The organism is Allohahella sp. A8 (assembly GCF_047946665.1).
Classification (GTDB): Bacteria; Pseudomonadota; Gammaproteobacteria; order Pseudomonadales; family Oleiphilaceae; genus Allohahella.
The window spans coordinates 2,634,669-2,657,695 of sequence record NZ_CP172312.1 but is presented as its reverse complement, the minus strand read 5'-3'; the positions used below and the strand labels follow the sequence as shown (position 1 = coordinate 2,657,695).

Here is a 23,027-nt window from a genome sequence, read left to right as displayed (position 1 = left end):
GTTCTTCATTCTGAAATCTGCTGCATTTACCGTTCATCTGCCGGGTCAGGTCTGACCATTGTTTGATCGACCTGATACCGGAGAGCGAGCGCTGCTCGTACACCTCGAGCTCGATAAAGAAAACGATTGCGAAGATCCCCAGGAGTTCGTCGACCTTGCACTCTCTGCAGGGGCCGAGGTGCTGGAGGTGGTCAGTGTCAATCGGCACTTCGCCACGCCTAAATTCTTCATAGGCAGCGGCAAGGTCGAGGAACTCGCCGACATCGTTCGTTTGCACAAGGCTGACGTGGTGCTGTTTAACCATGCGCTATCGCCAAGCCAGGAGCGCAACCTCGAAAAAGCGATGCAGGTTCGGGTGCTGGATCGGGTGGGTCTCATTCTTGATATCTTTGCCCAGCGCGCTCGCACGCACGAAGGTAAGCTGCAGGTTGAACTCGCTCAGCTCGAATACATGTCGACACGGCTTATCCGTGGCTGGACGCACCTCGAGCGGCAAAAAGGTGGTATCGGCCTACGTGGACCGGGCGAGACGCAGCTCGAAACCGACCGGCGCTTGCTTCGGGCTCGGATCAAGTCGATCCACAAGCGGCTTGAAAAGGTTCGGAAGCAACGCGAACAGGGTAGAAGGGCGCGTTTGCGCAACGAGGTACCGGTTGTCGCTCTGGTGGGTTATACCAACGCGGGCAAGTCGACACTATTTAACAGGTTGACCGCTTCTGACGTCTTTGCTGCCAACCAGCTATTCGCTACCCTCGATCCGACTTTGCGCCGGATAGAGGTAGAGGGCTTCGGCCCAATCATCTTTGCCGACACTGTTGGTTTCATTCGCCATCTTCCGCACAAACTCGTTGATGCGTTCAGGGCGACGCTTGAAGAGACCCGCGATGCGGATCTGCTCCTGCACCTCGTCGATGCCAGTGATCCTCGTCGTGAAGATAACCAGAAGCAGGTGGCTGAGGTGCTGAAAGAAATTGGCGCCGATACCGTTCCGGCAATCAAGGTCATGAACAAGATCGATGCGCTTGACCAGGCTCAGTGGCCGTTGGATGCCACCGGCGGTAGGGTGGATCGGGATGCCGAAGGTCTGCCGGAGCGTGTCTGGGTATCAGCAATCGATGGCCAGGGCGTTGATACTCTGCTAGGTGCCATAGCGGAGTTGCTTGGTACCAATGTCAGGCTTCTGACCGTGCGTTGTGACATGCAGATGCATAGTAAATTGCGGTCCAGATTCTTCGAACGAAACGTCGTTGAGAATGAAACCGTGGATGAGGCGGGACGCCCGCTACTCACTATCCGTGTGGAGCAACATATTCTCGATCAGCTACTTTCGCACGCTGGCGTGAAACTCTCTGAAATTCTGGTTGAGGATCGTGCACCGCCTCGCGTTCGTTATGACGAGAACGGATTTGTCGCTGATGACAATGACGATACATTGCCAGCTTAGCTTGCTCACTGCCATACCAGAACTTAGACTAGGCGCAATTTGAAGCAGCCTGGTCTGCTCATTCGATGATTTAAAGGGGATACTCAATGGCTTGGAATGAACCCGGCGGCGGTAATAAAGGTGGACAGGATCCTTGGGGTTCCGGTCGCCGCAAGGGAAATCAGGATGGCCCTCCAGAGCTCGATGAGTTGTTCAAGAAAGGTATGGACAAACTGAACAGCCTGTTTGGTGGCAAGAAAGGTGGTGGCGGCGGCTCCAGTAATCAGCAGAGCAGCGCCGGCGGTATCATTGTCATCGCACTCATTGTGGCAGCCATACTCGCGGCCTGGAACTCAGTGTACCGTGTGGATGAAAAAGAGCGGGCGATCGTCCTTCGCTTCGGCAAGTACCTCAAGACCGAAGATCCTGGTCTGCAATTCCGCATTCCAATTGTCGACCAGATCTATATCGAAGATGTCACAGCTGTTCGAACGCTGAAGAAGAAGTCACACATGCTGACGGAAGACGAGAACATCGTCGATATCGATCTCTCCGTGCAGTGGGTCGTGAAGGATCTCCAGCGGTTCACCCTCAATATGCGTTCTGCACCGACCACCCTGGATTACGCCACCGACTCGGCCTTGCGCCACGAAGTGGGCACAACAGAGATGGATAAGGTGCTGACTGAAGGTCGTGAGTTTCTGGCCATCGAGGTCCAGGATCGTCTGCAGAACATCCTCGACTTTTATGGTGCCGGCATTCAGATTCAAGCTGTCAACATTGAAGCCGCCCAGCCACCACAGCAGGTCAGTGGCGCGTTCGAGGATGTACAGCGCGCCAAGGAAGATGAGCAGCGTGTCGTAAACCGCGCCGAGGCGTATCGGAATCAGGTCGTTCCTGAGTCCCGTGGTAAGGCACAGCGCATCATAGAAGAAGCGAATGCCTATCGCGAACAGGTTGTCGCCATGGCAAAGGGTGAAACCGATCGCTTCCTGCAGGTGCTCCAAATTTATGAGACAGCACCAGCCATTACTCGCGAGCGCATGTACATCGAGACGATGGAGCAAGTGATGAGCAAGAGCAGCAAGATACTGGTGGATCAGAAGAACGGATCAAACATAATGTATCTGCCGCTCGATCGTATGCTGGAACAAAGTGGACAGCGTCAGACACAGGAGAACGGCAGAGTGTCGGCGAACCAGGATCCTTCGGTCATTACGCCGAGAAGAACACAGAATACAGGGCGCAACAGTGCGCTGTTAGAGGGGAGAAACTAATGTCTGGCGCTAGATTGATTTTAATCGGGCTCGTATTGCTGGCATTGCTGATCCTGGCACAGGCAGCCTACATCGTTCCCGAGACTCACCGTGCCGTCGTGCTTCGCTTCGGTGGCATCATTAAAACCGACGTGCCGGCTGGATTGCATTTCAAGATCCCGTTCGTCGATGAGAACCGGAATTTTGATACCAGGGTTCTCGCGATGGACCTCCCGGTGAAGAGCTATCTCACCGTCGAACAGAAGCCACTGGACGTCAACTCGTACGCTACCTGGCGCATCGTAAACGTTGGTCAATTCTATCGTGCGGCGCAGGGCAGCGAAGATCGTGCTCGAACGCTGCTCATATCGCGCATCGATAAAGGTCTCCGTGACCAGTTCGGTAAGCGGACCATGCACGAAGTGGTTGCGGGTGAGCGTGAAGAGCTGATGGAAGAACTGACTGCCAGCGTGGATCGTGAAGCGGCCGACAAATATGGTATCAATGTTATCGATATCAGGGTTCGGGCGATTGATCTGCCGAAGCGGGTTAGTGACTCGGTGTATGAGCGAATGGAATCTGAACGCTTGAAGATTGCCCAGTCACATCGATCGAAGGGCGAAGAGCTGGCCGAAGGTGTTCGAGCTGATGCGGACAGACAGCGTACGGTTGAGCTGGCGAAGGCCTTCGAACAGGCCGAGCAGCTGCGTGGTGAAGGCGAAGCTGAAGCGGCAAGACTGTACGCTGAAGCCTTCGGCAAGAACGAAGAGTTTTATGCGTTCTACCGTCGCTTGAAGGCTTATGAGACTTCATTGGCGACAAAGGACAACATCATGGTCCTCGAGCCAGACAGCGAATTCTTCAAGTACATGAAGCAGTCTGAACCGACTGCGAGAACTCCAGAAGTCAATTGAATGGTGACGGCGCTTCGGCGCCGTCTTCAGGAACCGAAACCGCGCTATGTTTGAACCCTCTGAAACACTGGCAGCTTCCGGCAAGTGGATGCTGCCGGATGGTGTCGAAGACTTGCTTCCGCACCAGGCTACCAGTATCGAACGACTGCGCAGGGCAGTGCTGGATCTCTATGCGAGCTGGGGCTACGAACTCGTGGTGCCACCGATGATCGAGTTTCTCGATAGTCTGTTGACCGGCGTTGGCAGCGATCTCGAGCTGCAGACCTTCAAGGTCACCGATCAACTCAGTGGGCGCATGCTCGGTATCCGCGCCGATATTACGCCGCAGGTTGCCCGGATCGACGCCCACCACACACTGGCTCACGATATCGACAGTGATAGCCAGCGTAACCGCTATTGCTATGTCGGCTCAGTACTGAAAACCCGGATGGAAAGCGTGCTGGCTACCAGAACGCCGACCCAGAGCGGCTGTGAACTTTACGGTGAGGCCTCTATAGCCGGCGACATTGAAGTGCTGTCCATGATGCTGGAGGTACTTGAACTCGCCGGCCTGCCCAGCGTGCATGTAGACCTCGCTCATGTCGGCTTTATCCGAAAAGTCATGCAGCTGGCGGGCTATGATGCCCGGATGGAGAGCAAGCTGCTCGATGTCCTCAACCGTCGAGCTGTTGCGGAACTGGATCATATTGCGTCAGCTTCCTCAGATCCCCAACTCGGCGCGCTTATCAGGGCCTTGCCTTCGCTGGGCGGTCCTCTATCTGTGCTCGACGATGCGCGCGAGCTCTGTCATTTCGACTCCGAATTGCTCACCGCTATCAGCGAAATTGAAACTCTTGGCCAGGCCATGGCTAGCCGCTACCCATCTGCCCATATTCGTTATGACCTCTGTGAGCTGCGCGGCCTGAACTATCACACGGGGCTAATGTTCGCCGCCTACACCGGTGACTATGGTCAGGCGATCGGCTATGGCGGACGTTATGACAACATAGGGCTGGCGTTTGGCAGTCGGCGTCCCGCGACAGGCTTCAGTATTGACCTGAAGGTGCTTCACAAGCTGGCAGTTGGCAGTCCGCAGCCGGAACGTTCCGCTATCCTCGCACCGTCAGAGAGTTCTGCATCGCTCTGGGCGTACATTCGTGCTCTGCGCAAGACCGAGAAAGTGATACAATTGCTTCCCGGTCAGGGTGCAACAGACTACGCGGCAGTGTGCGATCGGCAGATCGTGGCTGCTGATGAGCCGGACAAGTGGCAGCTCATGCCTTTGCTCGCGTTGTAGTCAGCCTCGTTTTTCATTCTGTAAACAATACATTATCTGGATTTTCTCATGGGTAGAAACGTCGTCGTGCTTGGCACTCAATGGGGTGATGAGGGCAAAGGGAAGGTTGTCGATCTCTTAACTGAAGATGCTGCAGCTGTCGTGCGTTATCAGGGCGGCCACAATGCCGGCCATACGCTGGTCATCGATGGTAAGAAGACGGTTCTTCACCTGATACCTTCCGGCATACTCCGTAGCTCTGTTCAGTGCCTCATTGGTAACGGTGTCGTACTTTCTCCTGCAGCGCTGCTCAAGGAAATGGCAGAGCTGGAAGCCAGCGGTGTCGATTTTTCAGGTCGTCTTCACATCAGCAACGCCTGTCCGCTTATTCTGCCATATCACCAGAAACTCGATCTCGCCCGCGAGATCCGGCGGGGTGAAGGCAAGATTGGCACGACCGGTCGGGGTATTGGGCCAGCTTATGAAGACAAGGCGGCTCGCCGGGGCCTGAGGGTGGGCGATCTGTCACAGCCGAAACTGTTCGCTGAGAAGCTTGCAGAGGTTATGGACTACCACAATTTCGTGCTCAGCCAGTACTACAAGGTTGCGGGTTGCGACTATCAGGCAACGCTGGACGAGATCATGCAGCAGTCAGAGATTCTGCTGCCCATGTCTGCGGATATCACCGATATGTTGCACGGCTTCCGCAAAGCGGGCCGCAACATCATGTTTGAAGGCGCCCAGGGCAGCATGCTCGATATCGACCTCGGTACCTATCCATTCGTGACCTCCTCCAACACGACTGCAGGTGGAACAGCGACAGGTAGCGGTGTTGGCCCGCTCTATCTCGATTATATTCTGGGCATCACCAAAGCCTACGCCACCCGTGTGGGTTCAGGGCCATTTCCGACAGAACTCTTCGATACCGACGGGCCTGGTGCAAGACTCGCCAAGCGTGGCAACGAATTCGGTGCGACAACCGGCCGGCCTAGACGCTGCGGCTGGTTTGATGCCGTGGCGCTTCGTCATGCCATTGAAATCAACTCGGTTTCAGGAATCTGCCTGACCAAGCTCGATGTTCTGGACGGACTGGATACGGTCCGCGTTTGCGTTGGCTACAAGCCAGCGGACGGATATGCGACAGGCAAGGCGCTCACGCGTCCGCCTATCAGCTGTGAGCATTACGACAACCTGGTGCCTGAGTATGTCGACCTGCCAGGCTGGCAGGAAAATACTGCCGGCATTCGCAGTATCGATGAGCTACCTGCAAACGCGCAGGCTTATATCAAGTTCATTGAGGCGCAGATTGAAGCGCCGATCGATATCATTTCGACCGGCCCAGATCGCAATGAGACGATTATTCTGAGGCATCCTTTCGGGGCATAAATCGCCGCACAGCACTTACGGCGGCCACTGCCAGGCCGCCGGCTATCAGTCCGGTCAGAGCGTTCGCCAGGGTTGGTCCCATCGTTGAAAACAGCGCGCCGAAGGTGGGGATTTGCGCTACCGACGCGGTACCCGCAGCGAACATATGCTCCAGTGCTGGCAGGCCATGAAGCAGAATGCCACCGCCTACCAGGAACATTGCGGCGGTGCCTACAATCGATAGTGTTCTCATGAGCTTCGGTGCGATGGTCAGGATCGCCTGTCCGCTAAATCGGCTGAACCTGGCAAGTGCGCCTTTTCCTGTCTTGGAAGCCAGGTACAGTCCACCGTCGTCGAGTTTCACGATTCCAGCGACCAGTCCATACACGCCAACCGTTATCCCGATAGCCACGATCGAAAGTACCAGCGCCTGAGTCAGCAGTGGTTCACTGCTTACAGTGCCGAGTGATATGGCAATGATTTCGGCTGAGAGAATGAAGTCGGTATTGATGGCACCCTTGATCTTCTCTTTCTCGAAATCCACAAGATCCACCGATGGATCAGCGGCTGCCGCGACGTGTGCCGAGCGATGCGTGCCGGCTGTTTCTGCGGTTGCGTCTTCTGCTGGCGCATGGGTAAAACGGTGAAGAATCTTCTCGGCACCCTCAAAGCAGAGATAGAGTCCACCGATCATCAACAGCGGTGTAATTGCCCACGGAATGAAGCTGCTGATTGCCAGCGCGCCCGGTACCAGGATGACCTTGTTGCGAAATGAGCCTTTCGCGACAGCCCACACAACGGGGAGTTCACGTTCCGCTCTCACACCGCTGACCTGTTGTGCATTCAAGGCCAGATCGTCGCCAAGCACACCAGCCGTCTTCTTGGTGGCCACCTTTGCCATCAGACTCACGTCGTCTAGCAGCGTAGTTATATCGTCGAGTAGGGCAAGTAAACTGACTCCAGCCACGTTCTGTTTCCTGATTTCTGTTGAAAAATAGTGGTCGTACCGATCGTTTGACCCGCATGGCCGTCGACTTACTGCGCTGGCAGAGGCCCCAGCGCTGAACTAGAGTTAAGCTTTTGGATACGGTTGTCTTGCACTTGTGGTGAATCCTCGAAGTCCGACAAGAGTTGGCCTGGTGCCGCGGCCGTGCATGCGCCCGTTGAGCCTGCCAGTTTGCCTCCTGATTGCGCTCTTTTTTCTGACGTTTTCAACTGCGCATGCCAGCCAGACCTACTATATCAAGGATTCAGGCTTGCATCTGAGCATAGATGAGCTCATAGCTGCAGAAGGTGCCACGACGGCAGCTTTCGAGTGGCAGCCTATCACCACAGCAATACCTGCCTTTGGTTTTTCAGCTTCGACCTATTGGGTGCGTATTGATCTGCCACCACTGGCGCCAGCAGATCAGATATTCTGGGTTAACTATCCACTGCTGGATACCCTCGAGCTTCATCACTATCGGGTTGTACCAGAGACTGGTCTGCTGCCTGTCTATTCGGTTATATCCGGTGACCTGCTGCCCTTCGCCCATCGACCGTTGCCTACTCGCGGCTTCAGTTTCCCGCTTGAACTCGGTGCACCGGAAAGCCACAGAATCTACGTCAAAATGGCTGGCACGGATAGTCTTCTACTGCCATGGTCAGTTCAGCCGCTTCCAAAGTTCATTGCGGCAGAGCAGCAGGAATCACTGATACTAGGCGCGGCCTTCGGTCTGCTGCTCGTCATGCTGCTCTACCACACGTTCCTGTTCATGGGCTCTCGCGACGGCAATCAGCGCAACTACTGCCTATTTGTCGTGAGCAATCTGCTGCTCCAGTTACTGCAGAAGGGCATCCTGTTTCAGTACGTACTAAGCGACATGCCGGCACTCAATAACCTGTTAATCCCCGTGTCGATCAACCTCACGGTGGTGGCGAGTGCAGTGCTCGTTAATCGGCTGCTACGCATTCACCGTGTGGGTGGCCAGCAGGCATTGCTGTTGAAAATCATCACAATTGCTGGTGTGCTGGTGACTCTCGGCTGCATAGTCGCCCCCGGCCGTTTTACGCTGTTACTCAGCCTGGGTCTGAGCGTTGTAGCCGTGGGCATTATCTTCAGCATCTCGCTAATGCGTGCTATTGCGGGTTCAAGAACAGCCCGGTATCTCATGCTGGGATGGACGGTCTACATTATTGGCGGGCTCACGTTTATCGCGAGCCGCTTCGGGCTTATCGAGCCGAGCTCGCTGACCGAGAACAGCTTGCTGCTGGGCCTTTGCGCTGAAGTTGTCCTGGTATCAATGGCTATGGTGGCTCGCTACAACCAGGCGCGGAATCAGCTGCTGGTCACCCAACAAAAGCAGACAGAGCAGGAGCGTGAGCTCAGGATTGCACAGGAGCTGATAGCTACCACGGCCCGTCGTGCCAGTGATCGTCTTGAAACTGAAGTGCAGAGACGGACGAATGAGCTGGAGCAAGCGACGCGTGAGCTCAAGACAGCCAATGAGCAACTCACGACCCTGGCACGTATCGATGCGTTAACGGGTCTGCACAATCGCCGTTACTTGGCAGAGCTGTTCGCCAGCCTTGCGGCCGGTCTCAAACGCGCCGCCCATACGCAGGCCAAACCGGTTCGCCGGAACATCAGCTTCATCATAGGAGACATCGATCACTTCAAACCCATCAACGACCAGTACGGCCATCAGACCGGTGACGAGTGCATCAGGGATGTCGCTGGTGCCATACGCCAGGCCGTGGCTCGCCCTGACGACCACATCATCCGTTACGGTGGGGAGGAGTACCTGATCGTTTTGCCGGACACGCAGCTCGATGACGCTATCGCCATTGCAGAGCGCGTGCGTTTGCGCGTGACTCAGCTGTCGCCTGCGGGTCTGCCGCTTGGGCGTGGGCTCACCATGAGTTTTGGCGTCAGTGTGGTGGTCATAGACTCGGAGTCGCTGGCTCCTGAGCAGATGCTCCACGAAGGTATCATTGCCGCAGATACCATGTTGTACAAGGCAAAGCATGCGGGCCGAAATCAAACGGTCGGCAGGGCATGAACGGGGATCGCTTGCCGGCTGACCTCTGTGCCTGTCAGTTCTGCGATCTGCTCCTGCTGCTGCCGGAGCGGCCGAGCAGTCACGCGTTAGTCTGTCCACGCTGCCGCCAGGTCGTTTCAAAGGCTGCCGAGCAGGCTGCCGAAAAAGTGCTTGCCGTCGCACTGGCTGGTTTAATTTTGTTTATACCCGCCTGTTTTCTGCCACTCATGATGCTCGAGGCTGGCGGCTATCGATCAGCGACGAGTCTGTTCGAGTCGGGATTGGCGCTGTTTGAAGACGGCCAGATGCTACTGTCGGTTCTGCTACTGCTGTTCTGCCTGGTGCTGCCGCTACTGCGCTTTCTGCTCTGTACACTTTGCGCAAGCAGCATTCTGCTGCACAGTAGGCCTGACAGTAATGCCCTGAGGACTGCCTTCAGACAGCTTCACTGGCTGACCGAATGGGACATGACCGCCGTCTTCATGCTTGGCATTCTTGTCGCAGGTTTCAAGCTCGCTGATATGGCTGTTCTTGTGCCAGGCGCAGGTCTGCTCTGTTTCAGCGGTCTGCTGCTCTGCTCGATACTGCTGACCATCGTCTCCGATGATGTCATGTTCTGGCGCCTGCTTGGCAGGCAACAGGTGCCGTCGTGAACATGCAGGACACCGCAGCGGCTCGTGGTCTTGCCCGATGCCATTGCTGTGGGCGCGTGAATCCGGACCAGCTGAGCCGATGCCAGCGCTGCAGGGCGAAAATTCACAGCCGCATCCCAAATAGCTTCGAGCGGACCCTCGCACTCACGCTGGCCGCGGCAATCATGTTCATACCAGCGAACATGCTGCCGATCATGACAGTGAGCTATTTCGGAAAAGGTGCTCCCGACACCATACTGTCGGGCGTTACTCTGCTGCTCCAGCATGGCGCCTGGCCCATTGCCGGGATCGTCTTCTTCGCCAGCTTCATCGTTCCTCTGGGCAAGATTCTCGGCCTGCTCTATCTCCTGTACAAGGTGAGGGGGCAGGGCAGTTCCGATGCCCACTACCAGCAGCTAAGGGTCTATCGCGTAATCGACTTTTTCGGTCGCTGGTCCATGCTGGACGTCTTCGTGGTAGCCCTGCTGGTGGCACTGGTCCAGCTCGGTCAGATTGCCACCATCGAAGCAGGTTCAGGTGCCACCGCTTTCGCCGCAATGGTCGTGTTGACCATGTTCGCGGCGGGCTCATTCGATCCCAGACTGCTCTGGGACAGACCAGACAGGAAACAGTGATTCAATGACGGAACAATTGATGCCGCAGCAAGAACATGTTCATGCGCCGGAAATTAGAAAGCGCGGAATCTCTGCAGTGTGGCTGGTGCCAGCCATTGCATTGCTGATCGCGCTCTGGCTGGCGGTTACCGCCTGGCTCAAGGCGAGCATACCCGTCGTGGTCACCTTCGAAAGTGCCGAAGGTCTTGTAGAGGGCAAGACAGAAGTACGTTATCGGGGGCTCAGCATCGGGCGCGTGGCCGACATTTCGCTGAGCAGTGACCTGCAGGATTTCAAGGTCACAATTGATATGGATCATGATGCAGAAGCCCTGCTCAATGAGGGTACTCAGTTCTGGATCGTCAAACCGCGTATTTCGCTGGCAGGCGTGTCTGGCCTGGATACCGTGCTGACCGGTAATTATATCGGCATCCGTCCTGGGGAGGGTGAACGCAAACTGGCCTTCGAAAGTTCGCCACTACCACCTCCACCTGAGGAAGATACGGGCGATGGGCTGTGGTTGAAACTGAGCGCACAGTCGCTCGGTGCGATCAATATCGGCTCAGCCGTCTACTATAAATCACTCTCTGTGGGCACTGTAGAACGCGTCGACCTCATGGACGAAGCCAGGATGTTAGAGTTGCTGGTTCGAATCGATCCTCAGTATGCTCATCTTATTGGCGAGAAGACGAAGTTCTTCAAGATGAAACCGCTGGAATTCGGTTCTGGTGCCGATGGTTTCGAGCTACAGACTGGCCCTCTGGTTGCACTCGTTCAGGGTGGTATTGGTCTGAGCGGGGTCAATCAGCCGGGCTCACCGGCGCCAAAGCTGGCCGACAGGCGATACCAGCTGCTTGACAAGCCACCAGCCGCACGCCGCAAGGCAACCGGCCTAAACCTGGTGCTCTATGCGCCGACAAGAGGCTCGCTCGGTCCAGGTACTGCGGTAACCTATCGACAGGTCAGAGTTGGCGAAGTGCTCGGTACGCGCCTGTCGTCGAAGGCCGACAGGGTCGAGATCTTCATCAATATCGAGTCTGAATGGCAGTCACTGGTGAACAGCAGTACCCGTTTCTGGAACACGAGCGGCTTCACAATCGACGCAGGCATCATGTCAGGTGTGAGGATTGAAAGTGAATCGCTCGAGAGCCTGCTGACGGGGGGTGTCGCGTTTTTCACACCACCGGGAAGTGGATCAGAAACGGTGGCGCAGAATACTGCGTTTGCACTGGCTGACAAGCCAAGGGAGCAGTGGTTGGAGTGGCAGGATAGATTGCCCCCGGTCAAAGCCAGCGAAGCGCCAAGTGCTGCCGAGGCTGAAGCGCAAGAGGCCGAACCTCGCGAGGAAGACAAGGCGTCAAAGTTGCGCCGTGAGAAGCGTGGACAGGCTGGCCCGGCGGGCTAGACACAGCGCCAGGCAAGGCTTCTGTTAGATCAGGAACGATAATTGCTGAATACACCTCCAGGCGAGACGTCTCGTCAAAATATTGTCCTGGAGAATCACAGCAAACATGGCGGCATCTCTCAACATTGGCCAGTTAAAAGCGCTCAGGCACGGCGGGCTGGGTATACCCCTCCTGTTGATGGCCTTGCTGGCGATGATGACGCTGCCGGTGCCGGCGTTCCTGCTCGACGTGCTGTTCACCTTCAACATTCTGCTATCCCTGGTCGTACTGCTTGTGTGCGTCTACGCCATGCGACCCATGGACTTCCCTGTTTTCCCGACTGTACTGCTGGTCACAACCCTGCTTCGCCTGGCGCTCAATGTCGCCTCTACCCGTATCGTGTTGCTCGAGGGCCATGAGGGTGGCGACGCGGCGGGTAAGGTTATCCAGGCCTTTGGTGAGGTGCTTATCGGTGGTAATTTCGCTGTTGGTCTGATCGTCTTCGCTATTCTCATGATCATCAACTTTGCCGTGGTTACCAAGGGTGCTGGCCGTGTTTCTGAAGTAAGTGCCCGCTTCACCCTTGATGCCATGCCGGGTAAGCAGATGGCCATTGACGCCGACCTCAATGCCGGGCTCATTGAGGCCGATGAAGCCAAAAAGCGCCGTGCAGATATTGCTACGGAAGCTGACTTCTACGGTTCAATGGATGGTGCCTCGAAATTCGTCAAAGGCGATGCAGTAGCTGGCATTCTGATTCTCGTCATCAACCTGATTGGCGGCGTAGGCATCGGCATGATGCAGCATGACCTCTCCTTCACCAGTGCCATGGAAATCTATGCCTTGCTGACTATTGGTGATGGCCTGGTCGCACAGATTCCTTCCTTGCTGCTGTCGGTAGCGGCCGCGATCATGGTTACCCGTGTCAGCGCCAGCCAGGACATGGGCGGCCAGATCTTTTCGCAGTTGTTCGGTTCTGTAAAGGCATTGGGTATTTCATCTGCGATTCTGTTCATCATGGGTGTCATTCCAGGCATGCCTCACGTCGCGTTCCTGTCGCTCGCAGCACTGGGTGGCGGCATCACCTACATGAACTGGAAGAAATCGCAAGACGCTGAACTGATCGAAGAGGCAGCTGGAGATGGTGCGCAGCGGCTGACAAAGTCTGGTGCACCCGCGCAGTCGGGCCCGGTTAGCCGCATGGACCAACCTGCGCTGCCAGGTGCGTCCCAGGGCGCTGCCAACGACACCAAGGAGCTGGGTTGGGATGATGTCAGCCAGGTCGATATTGTCGGTCTTGAGGTCGGCTACCGCCTTATCCCACTGGTAGACAAATCACAGGGTGGTCAACTGCTGGGCCGTATCAAGGGTGTGCGCAAGAAGCTGAGCCAGGAGCTTGGCTTCCTCATGCCATCGGTTCACATTCGCGACAACCTTGACCTGATGCCGAATACCTATCGCATCACCCTGATGGGCGTGACCATTGCCGAAGCCGACATTCATCCTGATCGCGAAATGGCGATCAACCCCGGGCAGGTATTTGGCAAGCTCGATGGCATACAGACGACCGATCCAGCTTTCGGTCTCGAAGCTATCTGGATTGATACCTCAAAGAAGGAGCAGGCACAGACGCTCGGCTATACCGTTGTGGATGCAAGTACCGTCGTCGCGACCCATCTCAATCAGATTCTCAGCAAGCATGCGCACGAGCTGCTTGGGCATGAAGACGTGCAGAACTGGCTGGAGCAGCTGGGCAAGCATTCGGAAAAGCTCGCCGAAGAACTCGTGCCGACCACCGTTTCGATTGGCCTGCTGTTGAAAGTGCTCCAGCAGCTGCTGCGCGAGGATGTGGCCATCCGCGACATGCGCAGCATCGCAGAGGCCATCATTGGTATCACGCCAAAGACCCAGGACGCCGGACAACTGACCAGTCATGTCCGCGTTGCCCTGCGCCGCATGATCGTGCAGAACATCATCGGCCAGGAGAGCGAGTTACCAGTTATCACGCTTGATCCAGCCCTGGAACAGTTATTGCTTAAGTCATTGCAGCAGACACAACAGTCTCAGGCTGGCGAAGACATCGGTCTTCTGCTCGAGCCGGGCATGATGGAGAAGCTGCAGACCTCACTTCGGGATGCGGCGCAGCGTCAGGAAATGCTCGGCAAACCCGCACTGTTGCTGGTTTCGCAGGCTCTACGGCCAGCCATCGCGCGCTTCGTGCGACTGGCGGTTGATCGGGTACACGTCCTGTCCTATCAGGAGATACCAGAGAGCAAACAGATAACTATCGTCGCGACGGTTTCCGGTTAAAACGGGAGCCGACGCAAGCAGACGGTGACAAGATTTTGGCGTACACGGCTTTCTTTTGGGGCTCAGAGGATTCGATATGAAACAGATGACGTTTGAAGCAGCGACCATGCAGCTTGCATTGAAGCGGATTCGCGATGAGCTCGGCGAGGATGCGTCAATCCTCGGCACTTCACGCACCGCGAATGGCGTTCAGGTCATCGTCGGTATCGATGAACCCGAAAGCGTTCAGACCGCAACGCCCATGCAGCAGCCTGCGAGACCTCGCCCCGAAAGCCGCCCACGGTTCGAGCAGCAGCGCGAAGCGCGGGATGCCGAGCCGGCATTCGCACAGAGTCAGCCTGACTACTCACAGCATCGGGCGGAACAGGTTCGTCGTCATCAGGAGAGCCTTCAGCAGTCTCGGCAGCCGGCCCAGGCACGCTGGCAGTCTGCTCCCGACTCAGGTCCCAATGGTAGCGTCCGCGCGACGCGCCCTGCCGGATCGCAGACGGCTCTCCAGTCAGCCAACGCACAGTCCGACGTGCTCAGGGAGATGCAGCAGCAGATCGTTCGTCTGACGGAGTGGATGCAGCTGGGCAGCCAGCGCCCGGAGCAGCGTCATCCACTGGCGGTCAAGCTCTCGGATATGGGTTTTTCGACTGATTATACCGACACCATGCTCAAGAGTGCGTTGGCCACCAGCCAGACAGGCGCGAGTCTTTCGCTCGAGCACCTTATGAAGCACATTGCCGGCACGATTCCTACGGCAGATTTCAAAGTGGATCAAGCCTCCGGCGTTTACGTGTTCGTCGGCGCTTCCGGTACAGGCAAGACAACGACCATCGCCAAGCTCGCTGCCTTACTCGCGAAAGCGGGCAGGGCAGGTGAGGTGGGGATTCTGAGCGTCGACCGGTATCGGGTTGGTGCCGCTGAGCAACTTCGTGCCTATGGCCGTCTCATGAAGATCACCGTCGATGTCGTCAGGCCAGATGAAAGCCTGGGTGATGCCTTGCAGCGGTTCAGCAACAAGCAGCTGGTGCTGGTCGATACGGCCGGGCTGAGTTCGGCTGATCCCAATGCAAAAGCCCAGTTCAACGAGCTGTATCAACTGGAGCAGAGTTCGGCCCATGTGCATACAGTGCTGGCCGTTTCAGCAGCTCAGCATAGCAAGATCGTGAAATCCACCTATCATTACTACAGTCAGCTTCGTCCGAAAGTGCTGATGGTGACCAAGGTCGACGAAGCCGCAGAGCTCGGTGAGGTGATCGAATTAGCCGTACACAACAATCTGCCAATCGCCTACTATGCTGATGGACAGTCAATAATCAATCACTTGCATAAAGCTACTGGACCGAGCCTCATCAAGCAGGCGTATCACCGGTCACGTCAGCTGAAAGCCGGTGACCCGATGGGAAGACAGAACGCAATATGAGCAGACCGAACTCAGTACAGGTCATCGCCGTTACCGGGGGAAAGGGTGGCGTTGGCAAAAGCAACGTCTCGATCAATCTCGGACTCGCCTTGACTGCACTGGGTCGCAGAGTCGTGCTGCTCGATGCCGACCTTGGGTTGGCCAATCTTGATGTACTGCTTGGTCTTACCGCCAAGCACAATATTTCCGACGTACTCTCGGGCGAGCGCAGCCTTGCAGAAATCATGGTTGAGGGCCCTATGGGCATGCGGATCGTGCCGGCGTCTTCGGGAACGCAGTACCTGACTCACCTCTCGCCGATGCAGCATGCAGGCCTGATTTCTGCCTTTAGCGAAATCAGTGACGATCTCGACGTGCTGATCATTGACACCGCTGCCGGCATTTCGGAAACAGTACTGGCGTTTGTGAGGGCAGCACAGGAAGCCATTTTCGTCGTTACCGATGAGCCTACTTCCATTACCGATGCCTACGCCCTGATGAAGCTGCTGAACCGGGATTACGACATGCACCGTTTCCGGGTGCTGGCGAATATGGTTCGCTCGGAGCAGGAAGGCCGTCATCTCTTTGGCAAGTTGACACGGGTTACCGAACGCTTCCTCGAAGTGGCCTTGCAGTATGTCGGCAGCGTTCCTTTCGACGAAGCTGTTCGCAAGGCCGTTCAGAGGCAGCGTCCGGTCTTTGAAGCGTATCCTCGTGCCAAGGCCTCGGTGGCGTTTCGGGAGCTTGCGCAAAAAGTCGACAACTGGCCGCTGCCAACCACGCCTCGCGGTAATCTTGAATTCTTCATAGAGCGCCTGGTTCAGGCCTGATAAATGAAGTACCCATTGATGGATCTCAGGCATGTATCAGGCCCCGGCCTCGGATAAATACAGCGCGCTATTCGCTCAGCACGGCGCGCTGGTCAAGCGCATCGGCCACCATCTGCTTGGGCGGTTGCCGAGCCACGTCCAGTTCGATGACCTGCTGCAGGTCGGTATGATGGGTCTGATAGAGGCCTTCCAGCGCTACGACAGTAGCCAGGGCGCCAGTTTCGAGACTTTTGCCGGTATCCGGATACGTGGTGCCATGATGGATGAGGTGCGCCGCAATGACTGGGTGCCACGCTCTGTTCACCGACGTTCACGTGAGATCAGCGAGGCCATTCGAAAGCTCGAAGGTCGGCTCAAGCGTGATGCCAGTGATCAGGAGATTGCTGCGGTGCTCGATATTTCAGTCGAGGAGTATCACGCCAGCCTGGCTGACTCGGCTACCGGTCATGTGTTCAGCATCGATGAAATGCAGGCAAACAGTGAGCAGGATGTCGATTTCGCTGATGATGAGGACTCTACCCCTCACGTCCAGGTTCAGCGTGAACAGATGCTCACACTGCTGACCAATGTCATCGACGCCTTGCCTGAGCGTGAAAAGCTCGTGGTGTCGCTGTACTACGATGAAGAGCTGAACCTGAAGGAGATCGGGCAGGTCCTTGAAATCAGTGAATCCAGAGTTAGCCAGATTCTCTCCCAGGCTGTTCACCGAATCAAAAGTCGGGTCAATCAGAGGTAGGTCTGCCTGCAACTCCCCGTGCTTCTCCGACACCATCAGAAATCGGTGAGCAAAACTGGATAGTCTGCGTTTGCAGACTAGACTGAGGTATAACTTTTCAGACAACTCTTCCGAGCTGGTCGAGTCCGGTTGAATCCTGCTTACCGTCCTTAAACGCCTTCGTGGAGGTAACCTTGGACAAGAACATGAAGATCCTCGTGGTCGACGATTTTTCAACGATGCGACGGATCATAAAAAATCTGCTGCGCGACCTCGGCTTCACCAATACTGAAGAAGCCGATGATGGCCAGACTGCGCTTCCAATGCTGAAGACCGGCAAGTTCGACTTTCTGGTAACAGACTGGAACATGCCAGGCATGACGGGTATCGAGTTGCTGGGACACGTCAGAGCCGATGAAAACCTCAAGTCACTGCCGGTGCTTATGGTTACGGCAGAGGCCAAGCGGGACCAGATCGTGGCGGCAGCCCAGGCAGGTGTTAACGGCTACGTCGTCAAACCCTTCACTGCTGCCGTGCTTAAAGAAAAGATCGAGAAGATTTTTGAGCGCATCGAATAACGCCGGCCGGCTCCGCATAGATAGTGAGGTAGCAGACATCATGGCGAACTCGGATATTGAGGACACCTTGAGTCAGCAGGCGAACTCGCTCATGGAGCGAGTCTCTGCTGGTGATATGGACGGCGCCATGAAGGTGATCGGCCAGCTTAACGACACCCGTGACAGAACCCTGTATCTGGAAGTCGGCAAGTTGACCAGAACGCTGCACGACGCCATCCGCAATTTTCATATCGATATCGATAACAAGAAAAGTCAGGAAATCTCCACTATCTCCGACGCTTCGGATCGGCTGTCCTACGTGGTTGTCAAAACCAACGAAGCCGCAAACCGGACGCTGGATCTGGTTGAGGAGACGATGCCGCTTGCAACTACGGTGAAGCAGGAAGCCCATGAGCTCAAGACAGCGTGGGAGCGGCTTCGACGGCGCGAGATGGACCCTTCGGAGTTCAGAGAGCTGTACAAGCGAATTGACCGCTTCTTTGTAGATCTCGAAAGCAAGAGCGACCAGATCTATACCAATCTGTCAGACATACTGCTTACTCAGGACTTCCAGGATCTCACCGGCCAGGTCATCAAGAAAGTGACTACCCTGATCACCGATGTTGAGGTCAATCTTGTGAAGCTGGTAGCGATGGCGGGGCAGGTCGACAAAATCACCGGCGTTGATCACGGTCTGGATGACCCTGACAAGGGTCATTCCCAGGATATGAAAGGGCACGGTCCGCAGATCAATACCGGATCCACAAAAGCCGCAGATGTCGTCAGTAATCAGGACGATGTCGACGATCTGCTTTCCAGCCTGGGTTTTTAGGAGTTTTCTGAATGGGCTTTGATGCTGACGACGAAATCCTTCAGGATTTCCTGGTTGAAGCTGGAGAGATACTCGAGGCGCTCGGTGAGCAGCTTGTTGAACTCGAGCGCAACCCTGATGACAAGGAACTGCTTAACGCTATTTTTCGTGGCTTCCACACGGTAAAGGGCGGCGCAGGCTTTCTTCAGCTTGATGCGCTCGTGGAATGCTGCCACGTCGCAGAAAACGTATTCGATCATCTTCGCAATGGTTTGCTTTCGGTCAATTCCGAGGTCATGGACGTCGTTCTTCAGGCGCTTGACGCCGTGAACGAGATGTTCGATCAGGTCAAGCGAGGCGAATCGCCTCGGCCTGCTGACCCAGCACTGATCCATGGTCTTGCCGCTCTGCTTGAGGGTGGTCCCAGCGAAGAAGAGCGTGCTGCGGAGCTCGAACACGCAGAATCACCTGAGGAAGTTGCGCCAGCAGCTTCGGCCAAGAAAGGGGCGCCCGGCGACGAAATTTCCGATGAGGAGTATGAGTCATTACTTGATGCCCTCGACTCCGAACAAAGTTCCCAGCATGCCAGTGCGGCGGCGGAGCCAGCGTCAGTATCCGCTTCAAGCGGCAGCGACGAAATAACCGACGACGAATTCGAAAACCTGCTCGACCAGTTGCATGGTGCAGGCAAGTTCTCTGCCGATAAGGCTGCCTCGGCTGCAAAGCCGGATAAGAAGGCAGACAAGAAAGCCCCTGCAGCAGCGAAAGACGACAAGCCGGCTGCGAAGGCCGGAAGCGGTAACGACGAAATTACCGATGACGAATTCGAAGCGCTGCTCGACAACCTGCACGGCAAAGGCAAATTCAAGGCCGCTGCGGTCGCCAAGCCCGAGGCTGCAAAACCTGAAGAGGCGAAGGCACCCGCGACCGCGAATAGCGATCTGATCACCGATGATGAGTTCGAGAAACTGCTGGACGAGCTGCACGGTACGGGCAAATCTGCCTCAGGCCCCAAAGTGGCCAGTGCGGCTGCTGCCAAAGCGCCCGTCGCCAAGGCTCCAGTAGCCAAGGCAACACCGGCGAAGGCTGCTGTTGAAAAGCCACAAGCTGCGCCAGCGCCCAAGCCAACTGTGGTTGCCAAGCCGGTGAGTGCAGATTCAGATGACGACGGCGATGGTTTCAAGTCTTCCGCGGGCGCGTCCAAGCCAGGCTCTAAAGATAGCGGTGGCATAGCAACCGAGACAACAGTTCGCGTAGACACGAAGCGTCTGGACGACATCATGAATATGGTGGGCGAACTCGTGCTGGTACGTAACCGGCTCAAGCGACTCGGCGAAGAACTGGCACACGAAAGCATGACCAAGGCAGTGTCGAATCTCGACGTTGTTACCAGTGATTTGCAGTCTGCCGTGATGCAGACGCGAATGCAGCCAATCAAGAAGGTCTTCGGCCGCTTCCCTCGCGTCGTCCGCGATCTGGCGCGTCAGCTGAAGAAAGAGATCAACCTTGAGCTCAAGGGTGAAGAAACCGACCTCGACAAGAACCTGGTAGAGGCCTTGTCGGACCCATTGGTCCACCTTGTGAGAAACGCGGTGGATCATGGTATCGAGCGGCCTGAAGTCAGAGAGGCTGCCGGCAAACCGAGAATTGGCCGTGTACTGCTCTCAGCTCAGCAGGAAGGCGATCATATCCTCCTCTTCATCGAGGATGATGGCGGCGGCATGGATCCACATGTCCTGCGGCGCAAGGCGGTCGAAAAAGGCCTCTACGAGGAGGACGCTGCTGAGCGACTGAGTGACACTGAGGCATTCAACCTCATTTTCGCGCCAGGCTTTTCGACCAAGACCGAAATTTCTGACGTCTCCGGCCGAGGCGTTGGCATGGATGTGGTCAAGACCAAGATCACCCAGCTGAACGGCACGCTCCAGGTTGAATCCGAACTTGGCAAGGGCAGTCGGATCATTATCAAGGTGCCATTGACGCTGGCGATCATGCCAACGTTGATGGTCATGCTGGACCAGCAGGCCTTCGCCTTCCCGCTTGTCAGCGTTGTGGAGATCTTCCACCTCGACCTGACCAAGACCAATATTGTTGATGGTCAGGAGTGCGTAGTCGTCCGTGAGAAGGTGTTCCCGCTGTTCCATATCAAGCGCTGGCTGGTGCCTTCATCATACGGTCAACCTCCGGCTCGAAGCGGTCATGTTGTGATCGTGGCAGTTGGTACCCGCCGCGTCGGTCTCGTTGTCGATCAGCTGGTGGGCCAGGAAGAAGTGGTCATCAAGCCTTTGGGCAAGATGCTGCATGGTACTGCCGGTATGGCGGGTGCAACGATTACTGGTGATGGCAGGATCGCCCTTATCCTCGATATCCCGAGCCTGCTGGGGCGATACTCGAAGCAGAGCAAGAGTTACATACGGCCGAAGTTTGCGGCCATAGAGGCGGACGAGCCGGATGATACACTAGATGGTGTTCTCAAGGCCTCGGCTGGCTAAAGTGGTTCCAGATGGCAGTTAAGCTCCTCATATGTGACGACTCAGCCTTCTTCCGAAACAGGCTCAAGAGCCTGTTGAGCCAGGATCCGGATCTTCAGGTGATCGGTATCGCCGAACATGGTGCGCAGGCCGTTGAGATGGCCCGTACGCTCCAGCCGGATGTCATCACCATGGACTATGAGATGCCCGTAATGGATGGCATCTCTGCGGTTAGACTGATCATGGCTGAACGGCCGGTGCCGATTCTCATGTTTTCGTCTCTGACCTACGAGGGCGCCAGAGTTACCTTCGACGCGCTCGAAGCCGGGGCCGTTGATTTTCTGCCCAAGAGTTTTGAAGATCTCACCTCGAATTCAGCCAACCTGGCGAAGCTGCTCAGTGCTCGAATCAAGGGCCTTGCGCGCAAGGCAGGTGGAACTGGTGCAGAGAGTGCGGCGCCTCGATCAGGCCGTATCACCGGTTCAGCCCGGCCGGCACCAGGGCCAGACCTTCGACCTGCTCCAGTAACTGCGAAATCAGTGCCTACGCGCAAGCCCATGCTTGCCCCTGAGCGCTCGCCAGTCCTTGAGCGCTCACCAGTATCCGAGCGGCCGAAGCCAGCCCGCAGCCCGGCCGATCGGAGTCTGGTTGATCGTAGCCCGACCGATCGCGGCCCGACCGATCGCGGCCCGACAGACAGAAACAGTAGCCTGGATCGTGGCGTGTTCGAACGGGCTCGGCAGGCCGGCATTGTGCTCATCGGTACTTCGACCGGCGGGCCGATAGCGCTTCAGAAGGTCATCAGCGAGCTGAAACCTGGCTTCAGCCGGCCAGTCGTCCTGGTACAGCACATGCCTTCGACCTTCACGCCAGCGTTCGCTGAAAGGCTCAACAAGTTGTCGGCGCTGAGCGTTTCCCAGGTCGAAGATGGTCAAGTGCTGAAGAACGGCTGCGTCTATATTGCACCGGGCGGCATGCAGACCTTTCTGGAGCGTAGTGGCTCCCAGGTCATAGCGAGAATCATCGCAGGCGATGCACGTATCAACTATAAGCCCTGTGTCGACATCACCTTTGGCTCCGCCGCGAAAGCTTACGACGGCAAGGCGCTCGGTATAGTGCTGACCGGCATGGGGAGCGATGGACTCGAAGGTGCACGACTGTTGAAATCGCGCGGTGCGGTCATCATGACGCAGGATGAGGCGAGTTGCGTAATCTATGGCATGCCTCAGGCTGTGGACAAGGCCGGTCTCTCCGACTGTTCGCTCGATCTCCTCAAGTTTCCCGTGCTTCTGAACCAGATGTTTGCGAGCTGAGCATGCACACCCGGATGGACGTGCTCAGCATTGTCGGCATCATCATCGCGCTGGTCGCGGTCATTGGCGGTAACTACATCGAAGGCGGCCATCTGGCCGCGCTGGTCAACGCGCCAGCCGGGCTCATCGTCGTGGGTGGAACGCTGGGCGCCATAATCATCCAGCACTCGGGCAAGGTGCTGAAGAACGCATTGCGTCAACTGGTCTGGATTATCAAGCCCCCGAAGCCGGATTTTTCGGCCGGTATCGAGCGCGTGGTCAGCTGGAGCAATACCGCCCGCAAGGAGGGCCTGCTAGGACTGGAAGCCATTGCGGAGTCCGAATCAGATGCTTTTTCCCGCAAGGGACTACAACTACTCGTGGATGGGGCAGAGCCGGAGATCATTCGTTCGGTGCTCGAGCTCGAGCTCGATAACTTTGAGAAAGTCGATATGGACGCGGCCAAAGTCTACGATGCGATGGGTGGGTATGCGCCCACCCTTGGCATCCTTGGGGCGGTGCTCGGTCTCATTCATGTCATGCAGAATCTTGCAGATCCCTCCAAGCTTGGTCCGGGTATCGCGACAGCCTTCGTTGCAACCATTTATGGCGTTGCACTTGCCAACCTTCTCTTCTTCCCGGTCGCCAGCAAACTGAAAAGTCTGGTGCACAGCAAGACCCAGTATCGCGAGATGCTGCTCGAGGGCGTTGTTGCGATTGCAGAGGGTGAGAACCCTCGTGCCATCGAAATGAAGCTGCAGAGCTATGAGTCAGCCTAGGATTACCC

The 23,027-nt window shown here is 56.4% G+C and carries 19 protein-coding genes; 18 read left to right on the top strand and 1 reads right to left on the bottom strand.

Going from position 1 to position 23,027, the window contains the following annotated elements:
* The first annotated feature begins 58 nt into the window (after positions 1-58).
* The 5 genes from hflX to ACH3PB_RS11905 all read left to right on the top strand — a co-directional run bounded on the left by hflX (position 59) and on the right by ACH3PB_RS11905 (position 6,234).
* Positions 59-1,444 (top strand): ribosome rescue GTPase HflX, encoded by a 1,386-nt coding sequence (gene hflX / locus ACH3PB_RS11925; RefSeq protein ID WP_416395101.1) that lies wholly within the window; start codon positions 59-61, stop codon positions 1,442-1,444.
* Between the two features lie 86 nt (positions 1,445-1,530).
* A complete protein-coding gene (hflK, locus tag ACH3PB_RS11920; RefSeq protein ID WP_416395099.1) occupies positions 1,531-2,700 on the top strand; it encodes an FtsH protease activity modulator HflK in 1,170 nt (389 codons plus the stop codon).
* A complete protein-coding gene (hflC, locus tag ACH3PB_RS11915; RefSeq protein ID WP_416395098.1) occupies positions 2,700-3,593 on the top strand; it encodes a protease modulator HflC in 894 nt (297 codons plus the stop codon). The genes hflK and hflC overlap by 1 nt, the downstream gene beginning before the upstream one ends.
* A 46-nt stretch (positions 3,594-3,639) precedes the next feature.
* Positions 3,640-4,869, top strand: coding sequence for an ATP phosphoribosyltransferase regulatory subunit (locus ACH3PB_RS11910; RefSeq protein WP_416395096.1), 1,230 nt, complete (start codon positions 3,640-3,642; stop codon positions 4,867-4,869).
* Positions 4,870-4,917: 48 nt separating this feature from the next.
* Positions 4,918-6,234, top strand: a complete 1,317-nt coding sequence (locus ACH3PB_RS11905) for an adenylosuccinate synthase (RefSeq protein WP_416395094.1) — start codon at positions 4,918-4,920, stop codon at positions 6,232-6,234.
* Here the strand turns inward: ACH3PB_RS11905 and ACH3PB_RS11900 are convergent.
* On the bottom strand, positions 6,206-7,180 hold the full coding sequence (locus ACH3PB_RS11900; protein ID WP_416395093.1) for a DUF808 domain-containing protein: 975 nt from the start codon (positions 7,178-7,180) through the stop codon (positions 6,206-6,208). The genes ACH3PB_RS11905 and ACH3PB_RS11900 overlap by 29 nt on opposite strands.
* A 187-nt stretch (positions 7,181-7,367) precedes the next feature.
* Between ACH3PB_RS11900 and ACH3PB_RS11895 the strand changes: the two genes are divergently transcribed.
* The 13 genes from ACH3PB_RS11895 to ACH3PB_RS11835 all read left to right on the top strand — a co-directional run bounded on the left by ACH3PB_RS11895 (position 7,368) and on the right by ACH3PB_RS11835 (position 23,019).
* Positions 7,368-9,254, top strand: a complete 1,887-nt coding sequence (locus ACH3PB_RS11895) for a diguanylate cyclase (RefSeq protein ID WP_416395091.1) — start codon at positions 7,368-7,370, stop codon at positions 9,252-9,254.
* On the top strand, positions 9,251-9,886 hold the full coding sequence (locus ACH3PB_RS11890) for a paraquat-inducible protein A (RefSeq protein WP_416395089.1): 636 nt from the start codon (positions 9,251-9,253) through the stop codon (positions 9,884-9,886). The genes ACH3PB_RS11895 and ACH3PB_RS11890 overlap by 4 nt, the downstream gene beginning before the upstream one ends.
* Positions 9,887-9,888: 2 nt before the next feature.
* A complete protein-coding gene (locus tag ACH3PB_RS11885; RefSeq protein ID WP_416399452.1) occupies positions 9,889-10,500 on the top strand; it encodes a paraquat-inducible protein A in 612 nt (203 codons plus the stop codon).
* Positions 10,501-10,519: 19 nt separating this feature from the next.
* Positions 10,520-11,884 (top strand): intermembrane transport protein PqiB, encoded by a 1,365-nt coding sequence (locus ACH3PB_RS11880; protein WP_416395087.1) that lies wholly within the window; start codon positions 10,520-10,522, stop codon positions 11,882-11,884.
* 106 nt (positions 11,885-11,990) lie between these two features.
* Positions 11,991-14,174: a flagellar biosynthesis protein FlhA gene (flhA, locus tag ACH3PB_RS11875; RefSeq protein ID WP_416395085.1), complete on the top strand. Its 2,184-nt coding sequence runs from the start codon at positions 11,991-11,993 to the stop codon at positions 14,172-14,174.
* Between the two features lie 76 nt (positions 14,175-14,250).
* Positions 14,251-15,585 (top strand): flagellar biosynthesis protein FlhF, encoded by a 1,335-nt coding sequence (flhF, locus tag ACH3PB_RS11870; RefSeq protein WP_416395083.1) that lies wholly within the window; start codon positions 14,251-14,253, stop codon positions 15,583-15,585.
* The gene (locus ACH3PB_RS11865) at positions 15,582-16,394 is read left to right on the top strand and encodes a MinD/ParA family protein (RefSeq protein ID WP_416395081.1); all 813 of its coding nucleotides are present in this window, start codon (positions 15,582-15,584) and stop codon (positions 16,392-16,394) included. Before flhF ends, ACH3PB_RS11865 begins: the two co-directional genes overlap by 4 nt.
* 31 nt (positions 16,395-16,425) lie before the next feature.
* The gene (locus ACH3PB_RS11860; RefSeq protein WP_416395079.1) at positions 16,426-17,130 is read left to right on the top strand and encodes an RNA polymerase sigma factor FliA; all 705 of its coding nucleotides are present in this window, start codon (positions 16,426-16,428) and stop codon (positions 17,128-17,130) included.
* A 173-nt stretch (positions 17,131-17,303) separates the two neighbouring features.
* Entirely contained in the window at positions 17,304-17,687 is a 384-nt protein-coding gene (gene cheY / locus ACH3PB_RS11855) for a chemotaxis response regulator CheY (protein ID WP_344802795.1), read from the top strand.
* Positions 17,671-18,498, top strand: coding sequence for a protein phosphatase CheZ (locus ACH3PB_RS11850; RefSeq protein WP_416395077.1), 828 nt, complete (start codon positions 17,671-17,673; stop codon positions 18,496-18,498). Before cheY ends, ACH3PB_RS11850 begins: the two co-directional genes overlap by 17 nt.
* Positions 18,499-18,509: 11 nt before the next feature.
* Positions 18,510-20,969: a chemotaxis protein CheA gene (locus ACH3PB_RS11845; RefSeq protein ID WP_416395075.1), complete on the top strand. Its 2,460-nt coding sequence runs from the start codon at positions 18,510-18,512 to the stop codon at positions 20,967-20,969.
* 11 nt (positions 20,970-20,980) lie between these two features.
* The gene (locus ACH3PB_RS11840; RefSeq protein WP_416395073.1) at positions 20,981-22,261 is read left to right on the top strand and encodes a protein-glutamate methylesterase/protein-glutamine glutaminase; all 1,281 of its coding nucleotides are present in this window, start codon (positions 20,981-20,983) and stop codon (positions 22,259-22,261) included.
* Between the two features lie 14 nt (positions 22,262-22,275).
* The gene (locus tag ACH3PB_RS11835) at positions 22,276-23,019 is read left to right on the top strand and encodes a flagellar motor protein (protein ID WP_416399451.1); all 744 of its coding nucleotides are present in this window, start codon (positions 22,276-22,278) and stop codon (positions 23,017-23,019) included.
* Positions 23,020-23,027: the final 8 nt, after the last annotated feature.

What these genes read in the sequence shown, in the direction of transcription:
- ACH3PB_RS11895 (WP_416395091.1), top strand. Translation starts at nt 7,368, where the DNA reads ATGCGCCCGTTGAGCCTGCCAGTTTGCCTCCTGATTGCGCTCTTTTTT.
- ACH3PB_RS11885 (WP_416399452.1), top strand. Translation starts at nt 9,889, where the DNA reads ATGCAGGACACCGCAGCGGCTCGTGGTCTTGCCCGATGCCATTGCTGT.
- ACH3PB_RS11910 (WP_416395096.1), top strand. Translation starts at nt 3,640, where the DNA reads ATGTTTGAACCCTCTGAAACACTGGCAGCTTCCGGCAAGTGGATGCTG.
- ACH3PB_RS11890 (WP_416395089.1), top strand. Translation starts at nt 9,251, where the DNA reads ATGAACGGGGATCGCTTGCCGGCTGACCTCTGTGCCTGTCAGTTCTGC.
- ACH3PB_RS11880 (WP_416395087.1), top strand. Translation starts at nt 10,520, where the DNA reads ATGCCGCAGCAAGAACATGTTCATGCGCCGGAAATTAGAAAGCGCGGA.
- ACH3PB_RS11835 (WP_416399451.1), top strand. Translation starts at nt 22,276, where the DNA reads ATGGACGTGCTCAGCATTGTCGGCATCATCATCGCGCTGGTCGCGGTC.
- ACH3PB_RS11860 (WP_416395079.1), top strand. Translation starts at nt 16,426, where the DNA reads ATGTATCAGGCCCCGGCCTCGGATAAATACAGCGCGCTATTCGCTCAG.
- ACH3PB_RS11865 (WP_416395081.1), top strand. Translation starts at nt 15,582, where the DNA reads ATGAGCAGACCGAACTCAGTACAGGTCATCGCCGTTACCGGGGGAAAG.
- hflC (WP_416395098.1), top strand. Translation starts at nt 2,700, where the DNA reads ATGTCTGGCGCTAGATTGATTTTAATCGGGCTCGTATTGCTGGCATTG.
- ACH3PB_RS11840 (WP_416395073.1), top strand. Translation starts at nt 20,981, where the DNA reads ATGGCAGTTAAGCTCCTCATATGTGACGACTCAGCCTTCTTCCGAAAC.
- hflK (WP_416395099.1), top strand. Translation starts at nt 1,531, where the DNA reads ATGGCTTGGAATGAACCCGGCGGCGGTAATAAAGGTGGACAGGATCCT.
- flhF (WP_416395083.1), top strand. Translation starts at nt 14,251, where the DNA reads ATGAAACAGATGACGTTTGAAGCAGCGACCATGCAGCTTGCATTGAAG.
- ACH3PB_RS11845 (WP_416395075.1), top strand. Translation starts at nt 18,510, where the DNA reads ATGGGCTTTGATGCTGACGACGAAATCCTTCAGGATTTCCTGGTTGAA.
- flhA (WP_416395085.1), top strand. Translation starts at nt 11,991, where the DNA reads ATGGCGGCATCTCTCAACATTGGCCAGTTAAAAGCGCTCAGGCACGGC.
- ACH3PB_RS11905 (WP_416395094.1), top strand. Translation starts at nt 4,918, where the DNA reads ATGGGTAGAAACGTCGTCGTGCTTGGCACTCAATGGGGTGATGAGGGC.